Origin of the sequence: Ruminococcus sp. D54t1_190329_F1, from assembly GCF_015551645.1 — a bacterium.
GTDB classification, from domain to species: domain Bacteria; phylum Bacillota; class Clostridia; order Lachnospirales; family Lachnospiraceae; genus Blautia_A; species Blautia_A faecis.
This window is the reverse complement of the sequence record NZ_JADNDC010000025.1, coordinates 42,899-67,051: the sequence shown is the minus strand read 5'-3', so window position 1 is coordinate 67,051 and position 24,153 is coordinate 42,899. Positions and strand designations below refer to the sequence as shown.

The 24,153-nt window shown below is 42.6% G+C and carries 20 protein-coding genes; all 20 read right to left on the bottom strand.

Going from position 1 to position 24,153, the window contains the following annotated elements; genetic code table 11:
* A partial coding sequence (locus I2D69_RS12735; RefSeq protein ID WP_195379988.1) for a DUF961 family protein occupies positions 1 to 215 on the bottom strand: 215 nt, incomplete at its 3' end.
* Between the two features lie 238 nt (positions 216 to 453).
* A complete protein-coding gene (locus I2D69_RS12730) occupies positions 454 to 3,498 on the bottom strand; it encodes an SrtB-anchored collagen-binding adhesin (RefSeq protein WP_173686987.1) in 3,045 nt (1,014 codons plus the stop codon).
* Positions 3,499 to 3,752: 254 nt separating this feature from the next.
* Complete coding sequence (locus I2D69_RS20195) at positions 3,753 to 6,701, bottom strand: N-6 DNA methylase (protein WP_243243817.1); 2,949 nt, start codon at positions 6,699 to 6,701, stop codon at positions 3,753 to 3,755.
* On the bottom strand, positions 6,698 to 6,904 hold the full coding sequence (locus I2D69_RS12715; protein ID WP_055056107.1) for a DpnD/PcfM family protein: 207 nt from the start codon (positions 6,902 to 6,904) through the stop codon (positions 6,698 to 6,700). The genes I2D69_RS20195 and I2D69_RS12715 overlap by 4 nt, the downstream gene beginning before the upstream one ends.
* A gap of 12 nt (positions 6,905 to 6,916) precedes the next feature.
* The gene (locus I2D69_RS12710; protein WP_195379986.1) at positions 6,917 to 9,013 is read right to left on the bottom strand and encodes an NlpC/P60 family protein; all 2,097 of its coding nucleotides are present in this window, start codon (positions 9,011 to 9,013) and stop codon (positions 6,917 to 6,919) included.
* Positions 9,003 to 9,464, bottom strand: coding sequence for a hypothetical protein (locus tag I2D69_RS12705; protein ID WP_195379985.1), 462 nt, complete (start codon positions 9,462 to 9,464; stop codon positions 9,003 to 9,005). The genes I2D69_RS12710 and I2D69_RS12705 overlap by 11 nt, the downstream gene beginning before the upstream one ends.
* A 63-nt stretch (positions 9,465 to 9,527) precedes the next feature.
* Positions 9,528 to 10,433 (bottom strand): phosphoadenosine phosphosulfate reductase family protein, encoded by a 906-nt coding sequence (locus I2D69_RS12700; protein ID WP_330421669.1) that lies wholly within the window; start codon positions 10,431 to 10,433, stop codon positions 9,528 to 9,530.
* A gap of 59 nt (positions 10,434 to 10,492) precedes the next feature.
* Positions 10,493 to 11,833 (bottom strand): LPD25 domain-containing protein, encoded by a 1,341-nt coding sequence (locus tag I2D69_RS20190; protein WP_117467690.1) that lies wholly within the window; start codon positions 11,831 to 11,833, stop codon positions 10,493 to 10,495.
* 83 nt (positions 11,834 to 11,916) lie between these two features.
* Positions 11,917 to 12,282, bottom strand: coding sequence for a type II toxin-antitoxin system RnlB family antitoxin (locus I2D69_RS12690; RefSeq protein ID WP_021650936.1), 366 nt, complete (start codon positions 12,280 to 12,282; stop codon positions 11,917 to 11,919).
* A 25-nt stretch (positions 12,283 to 12,307) separates the two neighbouring features.
* Positions 12,308 to 13,747, bottom strand: a complete 1,440-nt coding sequence (locus tag I2D69_RS12685; RefSeq protein ID WP_021650937.1) for a viroplasmin family protein — start codon at positions 13,745 to 13,747, stop codon at positions 12,308 to 12,310.
* Between the two features lie 168 nt (positions 13,748 to 13,915).
* Entirely contained in the window at positions 13,916 to 14,437 is a 522-nt protein-coding gene (locus I2D69_RS12680) for a JAB domain-containing protein (protein ID WP_055173282.1), read from the bottom strand.
* On the bottom strand, positions 14,421 to 14,543 hold the full coding sequence (locus tag I2D69_RS20500; RefSeq protein WP_255610470.1) for a hypothetical protein: 123 nt from the start codon (positions 14,541 to 14,543) through the stop codon (positions 14,421 to 14,423). Before I2D69_RS20500 ends, I2D69_RS12680 begins: the two co-directional genes overlap by 17 nt.
* 173 nt (positions 14,544 to 14,716) lie before the next feature.
* Positions 14,717 to 17,083, bottom strand: coding sequence for a VirB4-like conjugal transfer ATPase, CD1110 family (locus I2D69_RS12675; protein ID WP_055173279.1), 2,367 nt, complete (start codon positions 17,081 to 17,083; stop codon positions 14,717 to 14,719).
* A 130-nt stretch (positions 17,084 to 17,213) separates the two neighbouring features.
* Positions 17,214 to 17,714, bottom strand: coding sequence for a PrgI family protein (locus I2D69_RS12670; RefSeq protein WP_055056111.1), 501 nt, complete (start codon positions 17,712 to 17,714; stop codon positions 17,214 to 17,216).
* 23 nt (positions 17,715 to 17,737) lie between these two features.
* Positions 17,738 to 18,550 carry a DUF4313 domain-containing protein gene (locus I2D69_RS12665; RefSeq protein ID WP_195379984.1) on the bottom strand — a complete coding sequence of 271 codons (813 nt, stop codon included), beginning with the start codon at positions 18,548 to 18,550 and terminating at the stop codon, positions 17,738 to 17,740.
* Between the two features lie 17 nt (positions 18,551 to 18,567).
* Positions 18,568 to 19,512 (bottom strand): site-specific DNA-methyltransferase, encoded by a 945-nt coding sequence (locus I2D69_RS12660; protein ID WP_233435077.1) that lies wholly within the window; start codon positions 19,510 to 19,512, stop codon positions 18,568 to 18,570.
* A gap of 12 nt (positions 19,513 to 19,524) precedes the next feature.
* Positions 19,525 to 20,361, bottom strand: a complete 837-nt coding sequence (locus tag I2D69_RS12655) for a hypothetical protein (protein WP_025577460.1) — start codon at positions 20,359 to 20,361, stop codon at positions 19,525 to 19,527.
* Between the two features lie 47 nt (positions 20,362 to 20,408).
* Entirely contained in the window at positions 20,409 to 20,747 is a 339-nt protein-coding gene (locus I2D69_RS12650; protein WP_021651237.1) for a hypothetical protein, read from the bottom strand.
* A 111-nt stretch (positions 20,748 to 20,858) separates the two neighbouring features.
* A complete protein-coding gene (locus I2D69_RS12645; protein WP_242999530.1) occupies positions 20,859 to 22,889 on the bottom strand; it encodes a VirD4-like conjugal transfer protein, CD1115 family in 2,031 nt (676 codons plus the stop codon).
* A gap of 93 nt (positions 22,890 to 22,982) precedes the next feature.
* Positions 22,983 to 24,146 (bottom strand): PcfB family protein, encoded by a 1,164-nt coding sequence (locus I2D69_RS12640; RefSeq protein ID WP_117689844.1) that lies wholly within the window; start codon positions 24,144 to 24,146, stop codon positions 22,983 to 22,985.
* Positions 24,147 to 24,153: the final 7 nt, after the last annotated feature.

Below are 24,153 nucleotides of genomic sequence, written 5' to 3'. Positions count from 1 at the left end.
TTCTGCTCATACTTGAACTTCTTTTCGCCAGCCTGCACGGGAATTTCTACCACAACATTTTCGCCTTTCTGTACGTCGGAATAAAGGTTATAGCTTCGTCTGGCTAAGACCCTGCGATTATTTTTATCTCTTTCAAAGACTGGCTCGCTTTCGCCTGCAAATTCAAGAGTTGCAAAAGACTGTGCCATATCTGGCACGACATATTTCATTTCCATACTGTTTTACCTCGTTTCTTTCTATATTTGATAAGTTTTTTAATTGTGATTTCTTATTCTGGCGGTTTGGGAAGTACCAGCAATCCCCCAGATAGTAAAGGGTAAAATCAATGCTTACGCACCCTTGACTATCCGTGTTCTTGCAGGTTGTAGGCAGACAAGCCAGAATAAGCAAAAATCTGCCGTTTGACAGCTTCGGCGGAGAGCGTGATTTTTCTTTCCTCATACCGTTACCGCCTTATGATTTCTTCATTTTACGGCGTTTGTAAAGATATGTTCCAGCCAGTCCACCAGCAGACGCAAGCAACATCACGATAAATGCCATTACATTTGTACTGTCGCCCGTTTTGGGACTGTCGCTAGGTCTGTTAGGCTTTTCCGGTGTCGGTGGTGTTTCGGGTTTCTCTGGTTCTTCTGGCTTTTCCTTAAAAGTAATCGTCTGTCCCTTATCCTCAATATCCTTATGCTCGGTAACTTTCTTCGGCTCGTCTGGATTGCTTAAATCGTATAATTCCTCAAAAGTTACAAGCTGTTTGCCGTCAAGAGAAGTAGCGTCAAACGTAAAAGCAACTTCCACTTTCATAGTTTTGCTGTCAGCAATAAAAGTGTAATCACTTTCCACACGTTTTCCATTGATAAGAAGTTCTGCATTTTCTTCTTTCAACATCTGCCAGCCCACAAGTTTGTACTGTGTACCGACTTCTAAGCCCTCTAAGGTTACGGTATCAATGATTGTAACGTCTTTTCCTGCTTTAAGCTCTTTGTTGCCGTCCTTATCGGTAGCGGTAGTATGTATCTTGATGATACGCTCTGTGATAAGTACCGTTTGCCCGTCGTCCTCAATGTCTTTGTGTTCTGCAACTTTTACGGGTTCGTCTGGATTGCTGAAATCATATAATTCTTCAAAGGTAACAAGGTTTTTGCCACCTAAAGCAGACGCATTGAATGTATAGGAAATTTCCACTTTCATTTCTTCATCATCAGCGACAAAGGTATAATCGTTTTCTACACGTTTCCCGTCAATGATAAGCTCGGCGTTTTCTTCCTTTAACATCTGCCAGCCTTTCAACTGATACTTTGTGCCTTTTGTAAGTCCGTCTAATTTGACAGTATCAACGATTGTAACCTCTTTTCCTGCAAGGATAGTCTTTTCGCCGTCTTTGCTGGTCGCTGTGGTATGAATAGAGATTTCTTTTTCGTATTCATCAGTTAGCGTTCCTAAATCAATCACAAGGTTATTTCTTGATACCACGATTTCAAAAGGTGGGATAAGTTCAAAGCCTTTGTTACTATCGCAACGCATTTCTTCAATGATATAGGTATCATAAGGTAATGCCCCCTTGCTGTCGTCTGGTTCAGAAGTCCCAAACCACACACCGTCCTCACTGGTCTTGCCTGCGTTTGTATTGTGCTTATGAGAAGCCCAGTCAGCAGAAGTGGAAAACTGCCCGTTATCATCAGTTACCACAACATGATTTTCGCCCGTTGTCTTGCTTGTGATCCTAAAAGGAACATCAGCAAGACGCTTATGTGTGCCTGCACCGATTTTTACACCCTCAATATCTCCACGCTTAATCTGATTGTAGATAGAATGAGCTTCGTCGGTTAAGTCCACGATTTTTCCATTTTCTGTGATTGTAAAATCAATCGGTTTTGCACCGTCAGTTAAGTAACCGTCGGGAGCTTCACTCTCAACAATACGGAATTTTCCATAAGGTAAGAGGTCAGAAGAAGTAGAAGCGATACCCTCAATATCTGTACGAATAGTTTTTACGACTTCATTTTTCTTATATAGCTTGCCCTCAACCAAAACAGAATTATCATTTAAGGAAATGATGTCAAAGACAGTATCTTTCAGAGTGGCACTTCCTTGTGGCTTTGTATCGCCCGTTTCTAAATCTCGTTTCTGAATTTTGACACCGCCACGGATAACCTTGTCTGATACGGAAAACTGGTTACTTCCAGATAATACGGCAAGGTCGCCGTCCTCGGTAATCTGTGTTACATATAAGCCCTTAATCTGTTCGGACTTATCGCCAGCCTGCATATATGCACCCTCTAACAAGTAGCCGTTTGGAGCTTTCGTTTCCTCAACGGTTAGCGTTCCAAGTGGAAGAACCGCCTTGCCGTCCTGCATATAGAAGCTATCGCCAGATACCTTGTATGCGTCCGCTAATTTTGTAATGTAGTGAGTTGTCCCGTCGCTATCTGTTTCAGCGATTGTCTTTGTAACCCATGTACGAGTAGCTTTGGCAGGGAGATTGTCTTTATTATAGAAGCCTGCATAATACTTCCATGTAAATTCCGCACCTGCTAAAGAAGCGTTCCCTTGCGGATTGTCTTTCTGTGTTTCCATATCAATCTTGAAAAGCTCAATCAAAGTGTCCGTTACTTTTGGTGTATCTGATACATTCAAAGTTGCTGTTTCGCCAGCTTTGATTGTTAATGGATAGATTGTCTTATCCACTTTATATCCTGCTGGTGCGGATAATTCCTTGATATAGACTGTGCCTGCTTTTACCTCTGCAATATCTGTATTTCCGTTTTCATCAGTCGTAAGGGTGGCAAGCTGTTTCGTGCAGTCCTTATCAGAAAAGACACCATAGGTCGCACCAGCGATAGAGTAATTCCCGTTACCGTCTGTAATGCTGGTATTACTGGAAGTCTTTTGCAGTTTCGCATTTCCGACATTCAGCTTCGCCCAGAATTGTCCCAATTCCTGCCCCTCGCCAGAGTAGATATAACCGCCACATTCATAGCGTTCTTTATTCTCTTTGACAAAGGCTCTTGCACCAGAGAAAACTTCGTCCTGCGTTGCCTTTGGAATTTCATCATAAGAAGCTCGCACGTTATCACATTGCCAGCCAAGATGTACGCTCAATCTCTGCCAGACGACACATTGTTCCAACAGATAGACTTGTTTGTAGTTAAATTCCTTGTGAGCTTCGCCATACTGTTTGACATACTCTAAAGATAACGCCACATCTGAAATCTGATCGGCACTCATGCGTGAGCTTGCGTCAGCTCTGGTCTTGTAACCATTCTTAAAATCTGTATTAATGTCAATACAATAGGCAGTTTCGTCCTCGACTTTCATATAACCCTCATTGAATGTCGAACCGATAGAACCGTCATTCATTACTTTTTCAATGATACCGACACGCTCTGCACTTTCCGTCCAGTATTGCTTACTTTCTGCATGGACGGGTGTAGTCGGTAAAGCAGTAACGACAGTTGCAAGAGCTAAGAAGCCCGTACACAATCGTTTCCATGTCTTTTTCATAAATCTAATGCTCCTTTCATTTTGGGTGATAAAATAGCCGTCCAATAAGAACGGCTGGAAATAGAAAAGGAACGTCATTTTAGGCGTTCCATAGTCTATAAAATATTCAATTTTTTTCTTGTTTCAATACTGATGTGCTGTACCATATCTTTGCATATCTAGGAAAACTGGCGTATCAAGGCTCATTCAATGGTAGTAAATAAGTAGTAAATTGATGTATTTGTTCCCTTGAAAATGCTGATAGATACTGTGTTTTAGCGGATAATCAGATTTTTATTGTGTTTTTTCTGAAAAAACAAAAGGTCACTGGTAACTGCGGTATTGGCGCTCTTTCCAAAAGAATCTGCCGGAAGCCGGACTGCCCCTAAAAGGTCTGCCTGTTCTGCCATATTTTTTCTCACAGCGCTGTCATTTTTATCCAACGTCCCTTTTGAAGTTACCACTGCCAAAATGCCTCCTGGCCGAAGGAGGTCCATGCTTTTCCGGATAAAATAATCATGGACTTTCAACTTCATCTTTTTATATCGGGGATCATACAAACGGAAATCCCCAAAAGGCACGTTTCCTACAATTACATCAAAGCTGTTATCCTCAAATTCCGTTTTTTCAAATCCTTTAATCTGGATACTGGCTGAAGGGTGGAGCTTTTGTGCAATCCTTCCGCTTATGGCATCAATCTCCACGCCATAAAGCTGGGATTTTTGCATACTTTCCGGAAGACCATGAAAAAAGTTTCCAATCCCCATAGCCGGTTCCAGAATTTTTCCCTTCTGGAATCCAAACTGCTCCAGGGCTTTATAAACACCCCGCACGACTTCCGGCGGCGTATAAAAAGAACTGTTGACACTGGCCCTTGCCTGGGCGTATTCTTCTGCGGTCAACAGTTCCTTCAATTCCTGATATTCTTTTTTCCACTCCGGGCGTTTACTGTTAAAAGCATTTGGCAGCCCGCCCCACCCTACATACCCCGCAAGAATTTCCTGTTCTTCTTTTGTGGCATTTCTCTCTTCCTGCTCCAGTGTTTTTAAGATACGGATTGCCCGGATATTTTTCTGATACCGGCTTTTATCCCCACCGGTAAACTGCAACCACCCTTCTGGGTAATAATAATCTCCGGCTTCTTCCTTGCCTTCTGTCTGGACAGAGGTTCTTCCTTCCTGCCAAAGCTCTTCCTTTTTAAGAATTTCGCTATATTCTTCCCATAATGCCGGAAACCAGGGAAGCAGACGGTACATATTCTCCTGCTGCTCTAAGGTTTCTGAATCTTCGGTATAGGCAATCTGGTCCTCCTCTGCCAGATGTGCAGTAAGCCCGCCAAACTGATCCCAGGAAAGTTCCTGCAGAAAATCTTGGCTTTCCGGCAGGGTGATCTTAATCCCATTTTCCTGAATACAAAGCTCATAGCTTCCATGTTCTGTCCGCACCAGATAATAAGGCTGGCCTTCCGGTACTTCCCGAAGCAAAAGCATCTTCAAAAAATGGTCTTTTTCTTCCGGTAGCTGATTGGTCGTATAGACCAGACAGAGCATTTTCTTTAAAATATCCGCCTGGATATTCTGTTTATAAAAGGCTATGCCAATCTCTTCTAATGGGATTGGTTCCTTTTCCTCAATCACTTCCTGCACTTTCTCTGGCTGTAAGGTTTCTTCCTCTGTTTCTTCCCCATTTTCTAAGGCTTCCTCCGATACAGATAACAAAGGAAGATAGGTCCCTTTTTCAATCCGTTTCCCAATTTCCAAAGAAACTTCGTCCCAGTACCAGAACGCCTCCTTCATGGAAGTTCCCTCACTCCAAAGGATATAAAAACCACTGGAACCGCTTTCTGCGGTCAGGATACCGTCTTTTGTATGGGCTTCTCTTTTTACATCTCCATACAATTCATAAAGATAAGCTTCCCGGTCTGTTTCCTCTGGATTGTTCCGGTAAAACTCATAAATTTTATATGGTATCTCCTGCTCCGTCATTTCCAGAAGAATTTTCTCTTTCTGCCAGTTTTCCGGCTGTGCAGGTTCTATCTCCCCAGACAGAAAAGGAACCGCCGAAGCAGTTCCTTTCTCTGTATCCTCTTCTGTTTTTTCCTGTTTTATCCGATCCTGAGCTGAATGATCTCCTCCATAACCTGTTTCTGTGCTTCCATATCCGCCTGTATCCGAAGGTTGGTCATTTCCAACGTGTTGTAAGGGTCTATCCTGTCCTCCCTGGTCCAGGTCTTCAGAAAACTTTCTGCCAGTTTCTCGTGGTATTCCTCCGCTTCTGTCTGGATTTTCATAAGCCGCTCCATCAGTTTCCCGGACAGGAGCATCATTTCGTATTGTGCCTGGTCCGTTCTCTTCATTTCCTGTGCTGCGATCCTGCCGTAACGGTTCAGGGACGCCAGCATCTTCTCCTCGCTCATCACGCCCTCTAAGACTGGTATCTGTACGCCATTCATTTCCCTGTACTGGATTCCTGCGATCCCTTCCATAATACTGCCTCCTTTCAAGGTCTATGTTCTTCATGGTCCTTGCAATCTGTAACACAATCCGCCCAGATAAATGGGATACTAACCGTCCTGTCCGGTACAGAACCTCCTCATTCTCTGAAAAACCGCAGATAAAAGAAAAATCCAGGGTGTCATCTCGGATACCGCAGCGGCTTTTCACCGCATAACAGACACTGTTTACAAGAAACTCTGTAATCTGGTTTTCTTTTACCTCCTGTCCCTCTCCGATAAGGACAGCCAGCTTCTGCAAGGATTTTAAAATTTCATCTTCCTCTTCTATCATAAACCAAACATTTGTTCTTGTAAAGGCGTCTAAAGAATTTTTAAACTTTTTTTCCTGTTCGTAGATTTCCGGGAACAGCTCCCTTGCCAGCAGTCTGCGGTTTGTCCCATTCACCTGCCAGTTCCAGGGCCGGATTCCCTGTCCCTTTACATCTTGAATATCATAAACATGGGTAACTCCTTCCCCGAAAATTTTGGAAGGAAATACTGCAATTCCTTTACTTCCTCTGGCAACCGGCAAATCCATTTCCAGCCAGGCATCATATCCTGCAAGAACGGACGCATCTGGGCGCTGGGCATATACCATACAGGTATTTAAGAAGTCCAACTGATACAAGCGCCCCATGCAGGAAAGGAAATTTTTCCAGGAATCCTCCGACTCTGAAATCCAGTGTATGGTTTCCTCATACAGTTCCCGTACTTTTGTGATATGCTTCATCTGCTGTTCCTTCTTTCTTTTACAGGTACCAGTTCTTTTGCAGAAATATCACGATAGGAAAAATCATCTGCCCCCAGCACGATTTTTTCTGCATAATAATCTGCTTCTGCTTTTGCAGTTGCCTCCAGTTCATTCCTGCCCCGGTATCTTACTTTTTTCTCCAGGACTTCTGTTATGGTCACTTCATATTCTTTTTCGTCCATGCTTCTCCTTTCTTACTGCAAGCGGCTGGGTCTTCCATACAGCCCAATGTTCGACGGATTGAACGGGTCATTCACTACTCCACGTCTGCTGTTGGCTGCATGTACCATTCTGCCATTACCAACATAAATTGCCACATGGGAAATATTGCGGAACTGCCCATTCTGCTCATAAGAGTAAAAAATCAGATCTCCCGGCTCCAGTTCGCCTTCTGTAACTTCCAACCCATGTGTTACCATAAATTCTCCCTGGGTAGAGGCAATCGCCGGAAGGGAAATGCCTACCTCCTGATACAACCGCTGTACCAGGGAACTGCAATCATAATATCCTTCCTCATACCGGTGTTCCTGACTGTATTTGCAGCCTACCTTCGTCAGTGCCAGATTTGCAACGTCACTTCCTACGCCAAAGGAAGGGATCTCATTTCGGAATTCCTCACTCATGACTTCCCTTAAAAGTTCTTCTTCTTTTTCGGTCAGCTTTCCAAGTGCAATATAGTCCTCATAATTCAGGTTCTTGACGTAGCAGCCCTTCTTTGTTACCGTAATCTCATTTTCGTCCCCATCTGCCAGAAACGCTTCAAAAGTCTGATGTCCCCAGGCAGACGCAGTTGCATGATCTGCACAGAAAACATCAAATTGTACCCCATACCGGTCAAATGCCCCGGTATCCTCTACGGTATATTCAATCCCGTTCATAATGATCCTGGTTCCCATAGGGACAAAGGGATTTTGTGCATCTACTGCAAGGGTATGGTCCGGTTTTGGCATGACACCGGAGGCTGTCGGTCCTCCTGCCCACTGCCCACAGCAGATACTGCACTGGCAATAACCGCTGGTGACAACATTTCCCAGGCTTTCCCCTGCCTTTATGGTGGTGGTTATGGTCGTGTTTTCAAAACTGTTCATTTCATCAAAGATTTCCTTCAGCTTGTCCTTATGCCGCTGATCCATATCCACACCCATATCCCCGGTTCCATACTTCACCATATAGACCATTAAAGTATCATAGTAATTACTCACATAATTCCCGTTTTTCTCATGGAGATAGGTGACTGCCCCATCTTCCCCATTTTGTCCAAGTTTTGTATTAAAGTCCATGTAGTAACCGCTTAAAACTTCCCGGACGGTAGGGTTCTCCTCAGACGGATTTGGCATGAACGCACCAAGTGGCGAACAGTATAAGAGGAAAAAAATAATCACCACAGGGATTGCCACCACGAGCAGAATACTGAACAGTGGAGCCAAAAGCGCCCCGGCAAACTGGATCACCTTCAGCATAAACACAGAGGCTTTCATCTTTACAATATCTTTTGCCACCTGTGCTAAACTGTCCTGCTGCCCATTTCCGGTGAGCTTATTGATCATATACTGGATTTTCCTCTGCCGGACTGCCTGCTTTTTCTGTTTTTCCATCTGTTTCTTTTTCACTGCTTTTGTTTCTTTGTAAAACTGCTTATTGGTGATCTTCCCATCTGCCTGTTTTACCTTTAATTCCTGCTCTGCCTTTCTATAGCTCCGATCCTTCCACAGCTTTTCTGCTGGTTTTGCTGCTGTCCCCATGACATAAAGGGAATCATTGACTTCCTCCCCGCCCTCTAACTGGGTCAGTATAGCAGCCTCTCCCCGGCGTACACCCTTTATGGCAGTCTGCTTCGCCAGGGAAGATTTTTTTGTTTCCGCCAGCTTTGCAGCCTGTTCCCTCCGATACTGTTCCTTCGCCCGGAAACCAGCAGAGGGCTGGCTGTTTGGTACTGCCCCCTGTTTCATCTGATCCGACTGTAAGGTTTCCGGTACGGATACGGTACTTTTGGACGTTCCATTTTGTTTTCTATCTTCTGCTGCTCCCCGGATTGCTGCCTCTTTCCCGGCTTGCTTTTTCTTTTCCTTTTGTTTTTCAAACAGCGCTTCTCTGCCCTGCTCCGGCTGTTTCCCTTTTTCTGCCCCTTCTTTTTTCTTTCTCTGCCCTAAAAGATCGGCCACCGGCTTAGAAGTAAAGGCAGCTTTCTTTTCCTTTGCAGATAAAATAGGATTTTTCTTATGCACCGTCACCTGGGCTTCTTTTTTTAATTTCAGTTCCGGCTCTTTTTCTTTTTTTACCTTAATCTCCAAAGCAGTCCCCCTCTCCGGGGTTTAATTCTTCTGCCTGATACCAGAGTGCCTGAAACAGATACCCCTGTTCCTTTTCTCTGGATGGTGGTCCATATTCCTTTTCCAGTTCCTGAAAGGCTTCCGTAAGGTTTCCGGGAAATTCCTGGTAATCATCTTCCGTCAGGATATACTTTTCGCTGAACAGTACCTGCTCCAATTCCCCCGCCTCTACTAAATGGTCAATGTCTTCCGGGGAAAGTGGCGGTCCCAGTCTGTCATAAGTCTTTTCTTTCAGGTAGGAAAACTGGTAAAGATCCGTCTGCTGCGGTAAAATCTTCTCTTTACTGCCATCAAAGAGCAAAAAAATAGCTTCCGCTTTTAAGAAAACGGAAACCTCAGCCTGCTCACCATATTTTAGTGCCTGCCCCTTAGAAGAAAACTCCAGCCAATCCGGAATACGGATTTCCAGCATCCAGGCTTCATACTGCAGTCCAAAAGATAATTGATATTTTGCGATAATTCCTCCTCCCTTCCACTACAAATAGTCATAATAAATCTCATTGGTATCTTCATGAAAGGACAATTCATACTGTCCGGGGATACCAGGATCCTCCATCCACCAACGGAAAAAAGCATCTACATCTGACCATAAGCGGGAATTGCACTGCCTTCCTGCAGCTTTCCTTAACTCCAGCATTTTAGCAAAAGCCCGCCGGTAAGCCCTCTCATAGGTCGGGAAGATGCGGAACTCCCGGTATCTTTGTTTTCCTGCCATAGGACAGCCTACACAGCCAACCCAGTGAAATCCCATTTCGTAAAGAGGGTTCATGGGTATTTTCTCTGCCTGGATATACTCCCAGACCTGCTGGTCACTCCAGTCAACAATGGGATTGCATACGTGTTTGCCCCTTGACAGGCATGATTCAAAGAGTCGCCTGGTATCATCATTATCATTATTTAAAATAATGGCACGTTTTTTTCCATTTGGGACAAAGTTTTCATAAATCCCCCTGTTTTTCCTCCGCTTTCGGCTTTCTGCCCACCGGACACCTGTGGTGATAAAACGCCCAGCCCCACCATTTTCTTTTAGAACCTCACAACAATACCGGATAGTCCTGGTAGGAGGGATCATTTTCATGGGGATCAGGCTCCACATAGTTATCCGCTGCCCTTTATAGTAAGGTTTATTGATACTACAAGTTATACCGGCCTGTTCTGCCTTCTGAAACTGTTCCCTCACATAATAAATAGTCTGTGGGGCATCTGCAGTAGTCAGGTTGTGCATCAGTTCAAATGGCACGCCGGAACGCCGTACCAGTTCCCTGCATACGGCGCTGTCTTTTCCTCCACTGTCCGTCACTACCAAAGGAAGCCCATAATGTTGCAGGGACATCTGGCTGGCAGTGCGGATACGTTCTATTGCTGTTTTTTCTAAATCCAATTTTTTTCAGGAGGGAAGATATCTTTTACATGGCCAAAACTCCGCCTCCTTTCCTAATTTTATCTGCCGCCCCTTTTTGGCGGCTCATATCCATTTGCTGCATACGCTTCTACGGTCATACCGTATGACTCTGCTTCCTGTCGTATCTCTTCCATAACCTGTTCTTTGTATGATTTATCCGGACAGGCAGTTGCAAAATCCCGGATATCCGGCATACAAGGCAGCTCCTTCCCTGTATTTAATGCAATCCTGCTTTCCCGGATATAGGCAAGCATGGCTTCCTGATATGCTTTTCGTGATGCGTCCCCCTGCGTCAGTAAAGGGACTTTCTTTTCTATTTCCTGTTCTTCCAGAACCGCTGTTTCCAGTTTTTCCAGGTTGCAGAAATACTGAAGGGTAGGAAGCATCTCCTCCAGTACCCATCTCATTTGCTGTTGTTCATGTTCCCATTCTTCTGTTGTCCTGGCGGTCTGTTTCATAAGCTGCTGCCCTTCTTCTGTATGGAGATAATAATCTGCAAATGCTTTTACATGATCCAGCAGATTTCCTTCCCCGTCACCAAAATCCTGGCGCCCGGTATAAGACATGACTTCCCCCTCTGAGAGAAAACAGATTTCAAAATGTGTTTTGTAATAACCTGCCATATCTTTCTCTTCCACTGCCTGCCGATCCAGCTTTCCGAACAATTCTACCGCTTGATTTAATGGCATGGCTTCTTCCAATGGAATGTCCGGGTGTTCACTGATCCGCACATACACAAAGGGTTTCAAGTCCACCGGCGGAATAAGTTTTACCTGTTCCAGTGTTGTCTTTAGCTTGTCTGCCTGTTCTTTCAACTCTGATTTCTGCTCAAATATCTTGCTTCCCAGCCACCTGCTGTATTCCTCTTTTCCGTCTTGACATAAGGCTTTCCATATAATAGCTTCCTTATGTTCTGCTTCTTTCGGATAAAAGGTATGGTAAAAATCAGGGTCAAGATTTTTTTCCAGTTTAATCATTTCATCTGCAAAAACAGTAGCCTCCAAGGTTTTCTCTGTTAAAAGCCCTTTGGTATCAATGACTTTTGTTTCCGGAAGATAAGCACTCAGTTCCCTGGCAGCTATAAAAACCTCTGGGTATTGGTTTTGATCATAGATATCTCTCAAAAGATCCACATCCAACTCCCCGTTATAAACCAGGGAAAATTCCAATGGAATACCATCTTCTTCCTCCACATGAAGCCCAATTCCTTTTCCTGCATTCAACCTTTCAGAAGGAATACTCTGATAGATCTTTACTGCCTCTTCTGCACTGTGGATATCCTCCCTGTATTCTCCATAGCGGTTAAATTCCATACATTCTGCCACATAATACGTTGTCAAACGTCCGGTGGCATTCTCGCCCATCTCACCTTTTTCCACGTAGCAATACCTCCTTTTTATGCACAAAAAAAGCACTACCGTTTTTAGCGATAATGCTCTTTGTGTTACTTCTTATTTTCTTTTTAAATGATACAGCCATGCTCAATCAGCTTCTGCTGTCTGGTCGTTAAAATAGAATATTCAAGGCTTTCCCTGTCTTGATGCAAGTAAAAACAAACAGGTTCCCTTAATTTGCTCTTTTTCGGAACAAGCTCAAAGGCAAATTGCCCACTGTCAAACCGGGCACCATCAAAGTATCCCTGAATAAACCGTTCTTCCGTATTCCCACTATGTAGCAATTCATCAATCATTACTACACCGATATAGTGTTTTTCCCTTAGCGAAGCCTCAATCTCTGCAAGGTAATCAAAAGGAGGCTCGCTAGTCTTCATAACCACAAGAATATTTTCTTTTTCTTCACTTATCACAATCATATCAAAGTTATTCATCTAACTTACTCCTTTCTCCTAATTTCTAAATCACTTCATAATATTCATCAATAATCGCCAATGCTCTTTTAATCAAATCATGAGCACCTTTTATATCCAGCATCTTTGTAGTATCAATTGGTGCTGTAGGGTCATCCCAATGTTCTATTGGATGGCGATTGCTGTTATAAAACGTATAAATATTTCCAATATACTTTACCTGCTCAGGCTTTGCATTTCCATATCTCTCTGGTTTCAGCTTATATTTTACACCTATTTTATCAAACATATCAAAATGATTTTCTTTGATGTACTGCGCATTTGGTATAATACCACATTCTATTAATGCTATTTTTAATTGTGCTTCTACAACACGAATTGCCGGCTGAGCCAAATATGTTCCATCAAACATATCATCTGTGACCTTTAAATTATACACAGCCTGATGAAGAGATCTTTCCATTTTCTTAGACGGTAGCTTATCATAAGCATTTGGCATATAAAACTGAAATTCAGAGCGAACCTCGTCTTTATCTATGTTAAGATTATATGTGTCATTAAAAATTTTAGGAATTTCTTCTACTTCTATTAATTCAGTAATATATCCAATAATAGTAGAAAATAACACTTCTGGTCTTCCTTGCATTACTACTTTATTATGCTTTTGATAATGTGTCACAACTACTCTATCTTTACTTTTGTTACATTTTAAAGAAACTGCTTTTCCATGAGCAATCTTTTTTTCATCTATAATTAGATTGTCTTTTCCAATTTCATCAACAGCAAGTGCTATAACTGTTGACAAATCTTCATCTGAAATTCCCTCAACTGTAAACCAAAAATCGCCTCTTTTAACTTTAGGAATCCCATTACCTTCTGTTAAAGCAGCTTTGGCTAATTTATCTGCTTCTTCATTATAATGATCTCCAGAATGAGCTTTTACCTTTTGATAAGAAATTTTTAGAATATCTGATTTACTCTTCATAAAATTTGCATATTTCTGAGTAAGTGTATTCTTTGCCTTCCATTCTCCTTGAGCCCACTTTTCAATTCCTTCATAATCATAACGAAGTTCTAAGTTATGATAACCATTCTTAATTGCCCATTGTACTGCATACATAGCACCAAGCATTTCACCAGCAACATTTCTAATTGCTAAAGAGTCCGGTTCATTTCCATTTCCTGATTCTCTAATAGTTTCTCCTCTTGGTGTAAGAATAATACACCCAAAAGCATATTTTCCTATTTTCTCATCAAAACTACCATCTACATATACAACTAACTGGTTTGTTGTGTTCTCTTCTATATCTACTTTTTTAATTTCTTGTATCCTATTCTCTAAATAGTTTTTCGCTTCCTCTTCTGTTTCAAAACCTTTATACTCTGCTCCCGGATATCCACTTACCGACTCTTTACACTCATTCCATGAATAAAACAAACCGGTTTGCTTACCCTTTTTTACAGCATAAACTTTTTTCTTTGCCATGTATACTCCTTCAAGATTTGGGATTATAGCATAATACAACCTGTTCGTCAAGAATTTTATGTTTACACTTTGACGATATTTGTCTATTTAGCTACTTTTATTTTCTGTTTCTTATTTTATTATACATGTTCTGTCAAAACCAGTCAATGTATTTCACTGTTGCAATAATTAATGTACCTTCTCTTTCTCACTCTTTACATAAGGAAGAGATTGCTCTGCTGCTACTTCTTCCATTTGAAAGTATTCTGGCAGTATGTTTTCTTCCCTGAAACTAAAATACCGGTTCTCAGCCACCACGATATGATCCAACACCTCAATCCCCATAAGATTGCCGGCTTCTGCCAATCGCTTTGTCACTTCTATATCATGCCTGCTTGGTTCTGGATCACCGGAAGGGTGGTTATGTGCCAAAATGATACTGCTGGCATTGGATAAAATCGCAGATTTGAATACTTCTCTTGGGTGAACCAGTACACTATTTAACGTTCCCATACCTACTACGTTGACATTAATAACCTGGTTTTTTGTCCGAAGGTTTAAAATACAGAACATTTCCCGGTCACAATCTTTTAAAAAATCCTGAAAGAGTTCTGCCACATCACAGGGATTTTTTAATTCTTTACTACTGTATAGAGGAGGTTCTTCCACCAGGCGTATACTTACCACATCTATTTTATGTGTCTTCTCCATGTTCTTCCTTTCCAAAACAAATCTCCAGCATAATTCCCTCCGGCAGATTTTTTAAAAGTCTTTCCAACTGTTCTAAATTCATTTCTATTTGATATGTTTCAGCCATTCTGCCACCTTTCCCATGATATACAAAAAGAGTGCCTGATAAAAGAACTGCACTCTTTTTGTCCTATCCTTTTTCTACTTTACCGACTTATAATTTTTGCTGTTGCCTAATTTTTTCTCGTCTGTCATACCTTTTCCTTTACAGATAAAAGAAAAAGTTCCTTTCAGATTACATTACTCCTGCTTTGTCTGCAACGCCTTTTCGTGAAGGTTGGTATTGAAAAGCGCATACAGCGGATTGGCTTCTTTTTCCATACGGTTATCAAATGGAATACAGGTATTTCCATACTTAATGATCCCCGTACCGGAAGGAGAATTATCTACATATTTTAATTGTGCTTCTGGAATTCCTGCTGCAGTGGATAATTCCTGACTGTCTACATTGGACTGCTTTAACAGGGCAATAAACTCACTGTTCCCCAGCATGGTCATGGCTGTATAGTTCTGCAGCATATCAACCAAATTTTGGGTGATTCCTGTGCATAGTCCCCCTTGCTTCCTCACTTTTTTCCAGAGGCTGAACAAAAATTTCGCACTATACTCCCGGTCAAGAACCGTATGGAACTCATCTATATAAAGCCAGGTTGCCCTTCCTTTCTTTGCGTTTTCTGCAATCCTGGCACTGATATTTTCCAGCATGACCAGAGTGGAAATGGCTCCCAGCTCTTTCCCCAGGTCCCTGGTACCATAGACAATGAACCTTGCCTGTACATTCACATTGGTATGGTTATTGAAAATATTTAAAGAGCCATTTACAAACAGCTCCAACGATAAAGCAATGTCCTTTGCCTCTTCTTCTGGCTGCTCCAACAATAACTCATAAAATTCTGACATGGTAGGGATATGCTTTTCCCTTGCCTTTGCAATGTCGATATACAGCTTTCGTACACAACGGTCTATAATGGATTTATGGCGGCTGTTTAGATTATCCCCGTAACATTGTTCACACAGCCCCAGCATAAATTCCCCTTTATCTCGGATATATCCCTGGGAATCGTTTAAATCCAGCGCCCAGACATCCATCTCCAAAGGATTGATGTAATTCTTTGTATAGGTAGACAGGTTAATGATTGCCGCCTGGTTTCCCAGGGCTTCTGCAATATCAAAATATTCCAGTGTCGGATCGATACAGATAATATCATCATCTGTTCCTAAGAACACCTGCAGCATTTCCGACTTACTGAAATAGGATTTTCCGGAGCCGGGGACACCGAATACCATTCCATTTCCATTTGCCAGTTTTTTCCGGTTTCCAATGCAAAGGTTATGAGAAACCTGGTTAATGCCATAGCAGACGCCGGACTTTTCGTTTAATTCCTGTACATTAAAGGGAAGAAGGGCTGCAATATCCCTGGTGAGCATGGTCCGCATTGTGCTGATCTGCCGGTTTCCCACTGGAAGTATGGTATTCATAGCTTCCCTCTGCTGATAATAGTGGGTTTCAATCTGGCACATGCGTCCATTGCCGATATTTTTAATGGTTTCGGTTACACTGTCTAACTCCTTCTTGTCCTCTGCCATGATCAAGAAATTAACCCCTGTATAAAACAGGTTCTGGTCATTTTCCCGCACGTCGTCCATAAGATTTACAATCTTCTCCTTCTGGACTTTCTTGATATGAGAAATGTCACTGGAAAAGTCGTTATTTTTATTACGGACTCTCTGCTGCTTTAAAATATCATTTTCAATGCCCAGATATTTCTTCTGAAGAACCTTATTTGCCAGTTCTTTTGGTACTGGTACAATGCAGATTGTAGTGATGCTATGAACCGGAAGACTGGTAATCTCATTTAAAAAGGTATCCGATAAAGAAGACGGATATTTTTTAATGAATAATGCCCTGCATTTTTTCCGTTCCGTTTCAAAATAACCTGGGTAAAACTGCATATACCCTGGTGAAATATCATTTTTAGGATCACCGCCCTTTTTTAACGCCTGTCTGAAATCAAAGGAGAATTGTTCTTCTTCCCCTATACGGTAAAAATTGAAAAGTACCCGCAGCCGCTCTTCTGCATTTAATTCTTCAATGCAGGAACCAAGTTCTCCAAAGTTCTGTTTTAAGGTAGCTTCAAAAGTGGCAAAAAATGCTTTTGCCTGTTCGTAGGATTTCCGTTCTACACATACAGTCAGCAGTTTTTCCTGCTCAATCCCCTGCCTTCCATCTACAATGCGCTTTTCAATAATCTGATTATAACTTCCACGCAGCCAGTTAAAACCATCTCCTTTTTCCTGGAAAAGTACATGCTCCCGGAAATCCTGCATATTTTTATTCCGATTAAAAATGGTAATAAGAAAATATATATCAATGGCATTTACCGTCTTACAATACTGCTTTAAAATCCGCATCTGTTCTTCTGCACCTGCGGTTACATAGTTAATATCCAAAAAACGGTATGTCCTGGAATATATCCCCTTCCCTACTTCAAAAATGCCATTTTCTGCAATTCTCCCAATCCCCATGACTTCCTGAAGATATTTCGGGGATTTTACTGCTTTATCTGCTTTTTTTAACTGGTCAAACTTATCTGAAAAAATTGACAATCTCTAATTTCCTCCTTTCAGGCAGATGGGACCACAAACACAGCAGCTTCCATCTGCCGCTACATGTCTGTGTATCCCTCTCCTGAAATGGAGAGCAGGCGCTATTTCACGCCTTGATTGAATATTCTGGTCAACGGTACATCTTATACCACACCGCTGCTGCCGCACCAAGTACAATCATCACTACCGTTACAATTCCCATACGGATTGCCTTCTTTTTCACCACGTTGACATCACCACCTTTCTTCTCTTTTTTCTGTTCCTTTTTCCTTTGCTGTACTTCCCGTTCTTCTTCCTGACGGGTTTCCATATAAATCTGTTTCAGTTCCTGCACCGATTCCGTAGAGCCATACACCAAAGGGCGGTTAAAAAAGGAAAAATAAATCATCTTCCCTGCAAACTGCCAGAATGTCAGCCCATGATAGTTATAAAACCCAGTCAGTGCCAGAGGTACAACAAAAGGGGTTGCCACATAACAGCTCAAAGTAATCCCGATTTTTTCATACAAAAGCAGGACAATCCCAGTTCCTACGCCCAATGCCAATGCCGAAAACAAAAACTGTTTTGCTGTAAGTCCTAGAACCAGGGATTCTTTATAATGCTGTAGGTCCTCACTTAATTCAATCTCCATACATAACCTCCTGTATCTGTTTTTTATCTGCTCTGTCTTCGCTCTTCCTGCATGGTTTTCTGTAATCCATGTTGATTGCAAAAGGCGGCAACCCCAGCCTGGTCAAACTTACGCAGCTCCTCCAGATGAAATTTCACCACCGCGTACTGCCCCATACCGGATTGTGCCTTCCAGGGAAGCAAAGTTCCCAGTCCATGCTCCTGAATAAATTGGATATTTTCCTTACTAAAATCACCGCTGATACAGGCAGTTCCAGGTTCCAGGCAATATCCGGGAAGGTTTACGGTCAAATCTGAAAACGGTTCCCACTCCCCATCTTCCTTACTATACAGTTCCACATAAAGGTTCTGGTTCATTGCGTAATAATCTACCCGCAATGCCAGTTCTTCGGTTTCATACGCCCATTGAAAATCTGCTGTTTTGATTTCCTTTTGAAATTCTGGATTTTTTACTTCTCCCCGTTCCTGGTATGCCTGCTCATAGGCTGCATATCCCTCCGGGTCCAATTTCTTTAAAGTTTCTTCCTGAAATTCAAACAGTGGATATTCCATACAACCAGAACAGCAAATTTCTTCTTTTAACTGTCCAAGCCCGTTTTTTTTGATAAATTCTACGATCTGCTCCAGATCATAGCCTGGGAGCAAAAAGGTCTGGTTCTTTTCCAGCGGAATTCCCATATCTGTGGTCAATTCAAAAAGTTTCCATATCTCTTCCTCTTTTTCCGTAAACACACAAGCTTTGATGTTTTTATCAGCCGGATAAGTTGCAACTTCCAGCCAGACCTCATAGATCTCCCCATTGCCAAAATCCAGGCTGAGTTTTTCTTCCTGTTCCATTTACATATCCTCCCTTCTTACCGGCTCCTGCTCTTTGCAGACAGAAGCCTTTCTTTTCCCTTTTCAAAATATTCTTCATTAATTTCAATGCAGATTGCATTCCGTTCATTTAAAAGTGCTGCTTCCCCCAGGGAAAACGAACCTGCAAACTGATCCAGTACCCACTCCTTTTCTTCTGTTACAAATCCAAGGATCTGCTGCAAAAGTTGCACTGGTTTTTCTGCCTGATGAATACGGGAGTTTTTCCCTGGCGGTTCAATGTCAAAGACCGTTGGAAGCATTCCCCTGGCGCCTGACATATAGTGGGATATTCCTGGCTCCGCCTTATCCTTTTTCGCATCTGGGCGTAAATTCCTGGCTTTTCCTTTCGTAAAAAATGCAATCTCTTCCGTATTTTTAGATTTTCTTCCCGTATTGGCAACGAAATTTCCTTTTTTCCAGGCGACTTTTGCATAATATTCAAGTCCTGCTTCTTTCGCCATTTTTTTCATCTGATAGAGGTATTCATAATTTTCCCCATTTTCTTCCGGCATGAACTCTACCAGAAAACACCCTTTTTTCAACACCCGGTATTTTTCATCAAAGTCTTCCTGCGTATATTGAAAACATTCATAGGCGGCAAAATCCCGGTTTCCCCCTTTCAGGCTTTTTTTCAGGTCATAAGCATGGTCTGTAATAATGGCATCTATACTGTTATCTTTTAAAAAGCTCAAATCCCTGCCATTTCCCTGAACCAGCATACAAGTTACCTCTTCTCCGTCCTGTTCTTTGGTAACCGTATAGACTCCTTTGGCTATCCTGGAAAAAAGCCCCTTTTCTATTCCCTCATAAATTCTTGCCCGGATACTGGGTTCTTTTACCTCTTTTACCTGTTCTACACAAGCCACTGCTTCTTTAAGGCTGAAGCATTCTGCGTCCTGAAAATATTCAAATAGTGTCATCTGTATCCCTTTTTCCTGCACAATCCTTTCCTCCTACAATCCCAGTGCCCTGGAAGTCAGGTTCTGCGCTCCTTTTACAGTGCCTACCGTCAGCGCAACCGTAAAGGTCATTTCCCCCAAATAAATCAGGGTTTTGGCCCAGTCCTCATAATCTCCGGTAAAGGTCGGAAGTCCGGAGGAAATAAACTGGTTACACAAAAGAATTGCCAGCGCCATTGTGACTGCCTCAAAAACGACACTGATAAAATATTTCATATAGGCTACAAAGGTATTGCTAAGCCCCCGGTTTCCAGCCAGGGTACTGCTGGCAATCGCCCCAAAAGGTACAATTACCATAATTTTCAAAAAGCGGAAATAAACATTGTACAGCAGGAAGAAACCACAGATAATAACGATTAAAGACAGGAAAACAGCAAGTATCAGGAACACGATACTGGTTCCAAATCCCAAATCTTTGATCACTTCTGCCTGCGCCGGGTCAATGGATAACTCCACACTCTGGTTTTGCCCCAAATGCCCCACCAGGTTTCCACAGGAAGTAAACAGGGCTTTCATAATGGTAATGTTATAAGATACCAGCCACTGTGCAATGGCAACCCGGATAAACATACGGAGGATTGCTTCAAACCGGATTTCTTCCCGGATATCTACCGACTCTGCACAAAACCCAATGACGAAAAAAAGGACTACCAGGGCAGAGCCTATCCCAACAAAAAGGGGTTCAATCCCTTCAATGATCCCCCAGGGCCCGCCTCCTTTGAACCCGGTAGGGGACTGTCCTAAAAGTTCAAATACGAGGCTGACCTGGTTATTCCAAAATCCAAACACGATTTCCAAAAGTGCAAGGATCGCCTCTCCTAAATTAAACATCACTTCACCTCTCTTCTTATCTGCTTATCTCAAAAAGAAGAATGGTTTTAGCTAATTCCCAGGAAAGTAAGAACGGAGGAAATGGCTGCCATAATAAGCCCTGCAACAATTCCTTTAATGGCACTGTTCATAGAAGAACTGTCCTGCTGTTGGTAAGCCTGTGCAAATTCCATCACGTTTTTTGCCAGGATAATCACACCCACCGCACCGATAATACTGATCACCAGTGTCTTTAAATTCATAAGCGGCTGTGTTACGTCACTTACCCCGGAAGCCATGACAGTCTGGGGGAACAGGGAAACAGTGGCAGCGCTTACTGCCAGGACTCCCAGTAGAGATTTTTTCAAGCGGTTCTGTTTCTTTCTGATAACCTCTTTGATCTTCATATCTTTTTACTCCTTTTCATGTGATTAATACCGCATTACGCAAAAAGACAGATTTTTGAAAACCTGCCCTGCGTAATGCAAAAACTACAGGTTTCCAAAAATCTGCCTTCTTTAATCCGAGGCTGTTTCTTTTGTAAATTTTTTACGGATTTCCTTCATCTTTTCAGCACTGTTTTTTGTATCTGCCATTTGAAGGATTTTATCATACGAAATTCCAGCACCAATGGCAAGCATGATTTCTCCCAACTGTTCCTCATTATAAACATGGCTTTCCAATAATTCAGAAAGTTTTTCTTCCTCTGTCTGTACCGGTTTTTCCGTTTTCTTCGGCGGCCTCACCTCCTCTACCGTTCTCTTCTTCTGGTTCTCTTTCAGCTCTTCCTCCGAAAAAATCTTCTTAGGAATAGGCTCATAAGAAAAAATTTCATCAAAAGACAGTTCCACAATCTGAACATCTTCTCCCTGTTCCTTTTTCTTCTTATAATAATCCAGGGATTCTTCACTTAAAATCTGTACCGCCTGTTTTTGGGCAGCCATTCTGTCATGGATATAAGGCGCAGCCCCGCCATCTTCTGTTTCCGAAAATCTGGAGTGTGCAAAAGTATTGTATTTCTTATCAATAATAGGATCACAACCCCTGATTAACAAAATACACTCTGAGTTATCCAGCTTTCGGGTTTCGTCCGGTGTCAAAAGCTCACGCCCCAGCACATCATAATTCCGGGAACTGCTCCCTTGCCGGCCTTTGGTTTCCCCACTGCTTTTTTTATCAATGGTTCCTTTTCCCAGGGACTCACTGATATACTTATGCGTGGACTGTTCATTCCCACCAAGATATACCAGAGAATCACAATTACCCGGTATGGTTTCCCAGGTTTTCTCAAACAAAGCCTTGATCTGGGCAAGGTTTTGGATAAAAATGGTACATGAAATATTCCTGGAACGCATGGTACTAAGGAGGCTGCAGTAGTCATCTGGCAATGGCACGTTGGCAAATTCGTCCAGCATAAAATTGACGTTAATGGGAAGTTTTCCATTGTAATGGAAGTCTGCCTGGTAATACAATTCCTGGAAAATCTGGGAATAAAGCATACCAATTAAAAAGGCATAACTCTTATCCGAATCCGGCGTTACACAAAAAAGTGCAGTCTTCCGGTTTCTGTCCCCGTCAACACCAAGCCCAATCTCCTCAATCTCCATTTCATCATGATCCAGAATCCGCAAAATTTGTGGGTTCTGTAACAATCCCAGCCTTGCATTTGCGGAAATGATGATACTCCTTACCGTATCTCCGGCACCCCGGACCACTTTATTATACTGGATTAAAGCAGGGTGATTGCTTCCCTTTTTTCTCTCCAGTCTGCGGAAACGCCGGTCTAAATCAGAAGGGGAACCGTCTGCATGGACTTCCGCCTCATTCAAAAGCTGCAGAACCATACGGAAATTCCTTTTCTCCATTTCACACTCCTGCCACACATAAAGAAAAATGGCCTGCAAGTACAAAGACTCGGCTTTCTCCCAGAATGGATCACTGGGCTGTGCGTTTTTCGGTGTGGTATTATTGATCAGGTTGGTAACCAGTTTTACAATATCTGTTTCAGAGCGGATATAGCGGAATGGATTATATCCGTTAGACTGCTCCATTTCCACCAGGTTCAGCACCCGTATCCGGTATCCATGCGCTTTCAGCATACCTCCGCAGCATCTTAAAATCTCCCCTTTGGGATCTGTAATGATCTGGGAAGCCCTGCTTAACTGAAGGAGATTGGGTTTCACCATGAACAAGGTTTTTCCAGCGCCGCTTCCTCCGATTACCAGGACATTTAGGTTTCTCCTGGTCTTTCTGGTATTCATGGACAGCCTGACATTCTGGGATAAGATCAGGTTATTGTGTTCATCTTTATCCGCAAACTGCTTTGCCACTTTTTTCGGATCTGCAAAAACAGCGGTACCAAATTCCTGTCCCGGCATATAGTTTTTCCGGCTGGTGACATACATGACCATACCAATCACATATACAAAAATCCCCAAAATGATTGCTTTTAAGGAAGTTTCGTTCCAATAATTGGCAAACGGGGCTACCATCACCTGATCCAGACGGTTTAAAAAATAATTGATATCCTTTCCGGGCTGATAACACACGTTCAAGAGATAACCTCCATAGCCGGAAGCTATGCCACCAATAAGATACATGCCCCAGGACTGTTTCTTCTTTTTCTGAATTGCTCCGGTTCTCTACCTCCTTTGCCCCTGTATGGTTCTTCTCCCTGCTTCCAGGTTCTGTTGTGCCTTCCTGTAATTCTGCTCCCTTCTTCTGCGTATCTTTTCCTGCTCCTGTCTGGCGCGTTCCCTGTGTACCGGGTCATAGCTTTCCCTATATAAATCTTCCCCCGAAGTTTTTCTAAGAAAACGGTCCTCCAGGTCTAAAATTGCATACTCCTTCTTCTTTTCCAATCCTGCAAAAATCGTCTTATGGTCATTAATCCAGCTAATTTCCGATTTATCCAGCCAGATAAATTCATTCTTACGGTACGGAATCCTGGTTTTGATATGATGCTCTGTTTCTTCATATACCAGCTTCTGGTCTATGGTAATGGCATTCACACCTGGATTGTTCCGTTTCTCCTTTTGGATACGCCGAATGACCTGCATCTTTTCTTCTGTTTCCTGGCTGCTTCCAGTGCTGCGTCTTTTGGCTTCCTCTTCCCCAAACAACTGTTTCCACTGCTGGGAATCTACCAATTCTTCAACCTGTTCCGGTGTCCTGGTCAGTGTCACCGTACCTTCCTTCCCTTTCTCCAAAATCCCCTGTTCTTCCATGTAGCAGATAATCGGCCAGATCTGAAGCCAGGTCATATTCAGACGGGAACGGACATCACTGATCTTCTCCACCTGGTTTTTCGCCAGCTCCCGCGCAACCAGTTCACACTCCTTCGACTCCGGCAGGGCAGGCTTTTTTACTTCTTCTACCAACTGCTCTACCTTATCCGGCTCTGCATTTTCATAGTATTCATCTAACGTCCCAATATTGGAATGTTCAATTTTTGCCATCATGGACTGAATACGGGGCGCTGCCTGGGAATGGAACAAAATTTCACTCATACCGTCCTTCTCATTTAAATCCGGCAAAATGGAATATAAAATCCCATACTTATTTGCCAGGGCTTTTACCCGCTCCAGGTCTTTTGTTTCAAAACGGAAAACCTGTAAATCGCCTCCCATTTTCAGGAGCTTTTGTACAGAAGTTTTCCCTGACAGTTTTTCCTGATCCAGAACTTTTTTAAATACCGCACAAATATCTTTTACAAACTGCCAGCCTGTATTTCCCATTTTCAGAATGATTTCTGCGCCTTCAAAGGAAACTTTAATAATCTGCGCCGCATCTTGTATTTCACTCATGCTCTCC

Excerpts from the sequence above, each read along its gene's own strand:
- I2D69_RS12705 (WP_195379985.1), bottom strand. The coding sequence starts at position 9,464 with ATGCTGGAAATCCGTATTCCGGATTGGCTGGAGTTTTCTTCTAAGGGG.
- I2D69_RS12650 (WP_021651237.1), bottom strand. The coding sequence starts at position 20,747 with ATGAAGATCAAAGAGGTTATCAGAAAGAAACAGAACCGCTTGAAAAAA.
- I2D69_RS12685 (WP_021650937.1), bottom strand. The coding sequence starts at position 13,747 with ATGGCAAAGAAAAAAGTTTATGCTGTAAAAAAGGGTAAGCAAACCGGT.
- I2D69_RS12655 (WP_025577460.1), bottom strand. The coding sequence starts at position 20,361 with ATGTTTAATTTAGGAGAGGCGATCCTTGCACTTTTGGAAATCGTGTTT.
- I2D69_RS12730 (WP_173686987.1), bottom strand. The coding sequence starts at position 3,498 with ATGAAAAAGACATGGAAACGATTGTGTACGGGCTTCTTAGCTCTTGCA.
- I2D69_RS12665 (WP_195379984.1), bottom strand. The coding sequence starts at position 18,550 with ATGGAACAGGAAGAAAAACTCAGCCTGGATTTTGGCAATGGGGAGATC.
- I2D69_RS12640 (WP_117689844.1), bottom strand. The coding sequence starts at position 24,146 with ATGAGTGAAATACAAGATGCGGCGCAGATTATTAAAGTTTCCTTTGAA.
- I2D69_RS12715 (WP_055056107.1), bottom strand. The coding sequence starts at position 6,904 with ATGGACGAAAAAGAATATGAAGTGACCATAACAGAAGTCCTGGAGAAA.
- I2D69_RS12670 (WP_055056111.1), bottom strand. The coding sequence starts at position 17,714 with ATGGAGATTGAATTAAGTGAGGACCTACAGCATTATAAAGAATCCCTG.
- I2D69_RS20500 (WP_255610470.1), bottom strand. The coding sequence starts at position 14,543 with ATGGCTGAAACATATCAAATAGAAATGAATTTAGAACAGTTGGAAAGA.
- I2D69_RS12680 (WP_055173282.1), bottom strand. The coding sequence starts at position 14,437 with ATGGAGAAGACACATAAAATAGATGTGGTAAGTATACGCCTGGTGGAA.
- I2D69_RS20195 (WP_243243817.1), bottom strand. The coding sequence starts at position 6,701 with ATGAAGCATATCACAAAAGTACGGGAACTGTATGAGGAAACCATACAC.
- I2D69_RS12690 (WP_021650936.1), bottom strand. The coding sequence starts at position 12,282 with ATGAATAACTTTGATATGATTGTGATAAGTGAAGAAAAAGAAAATATT.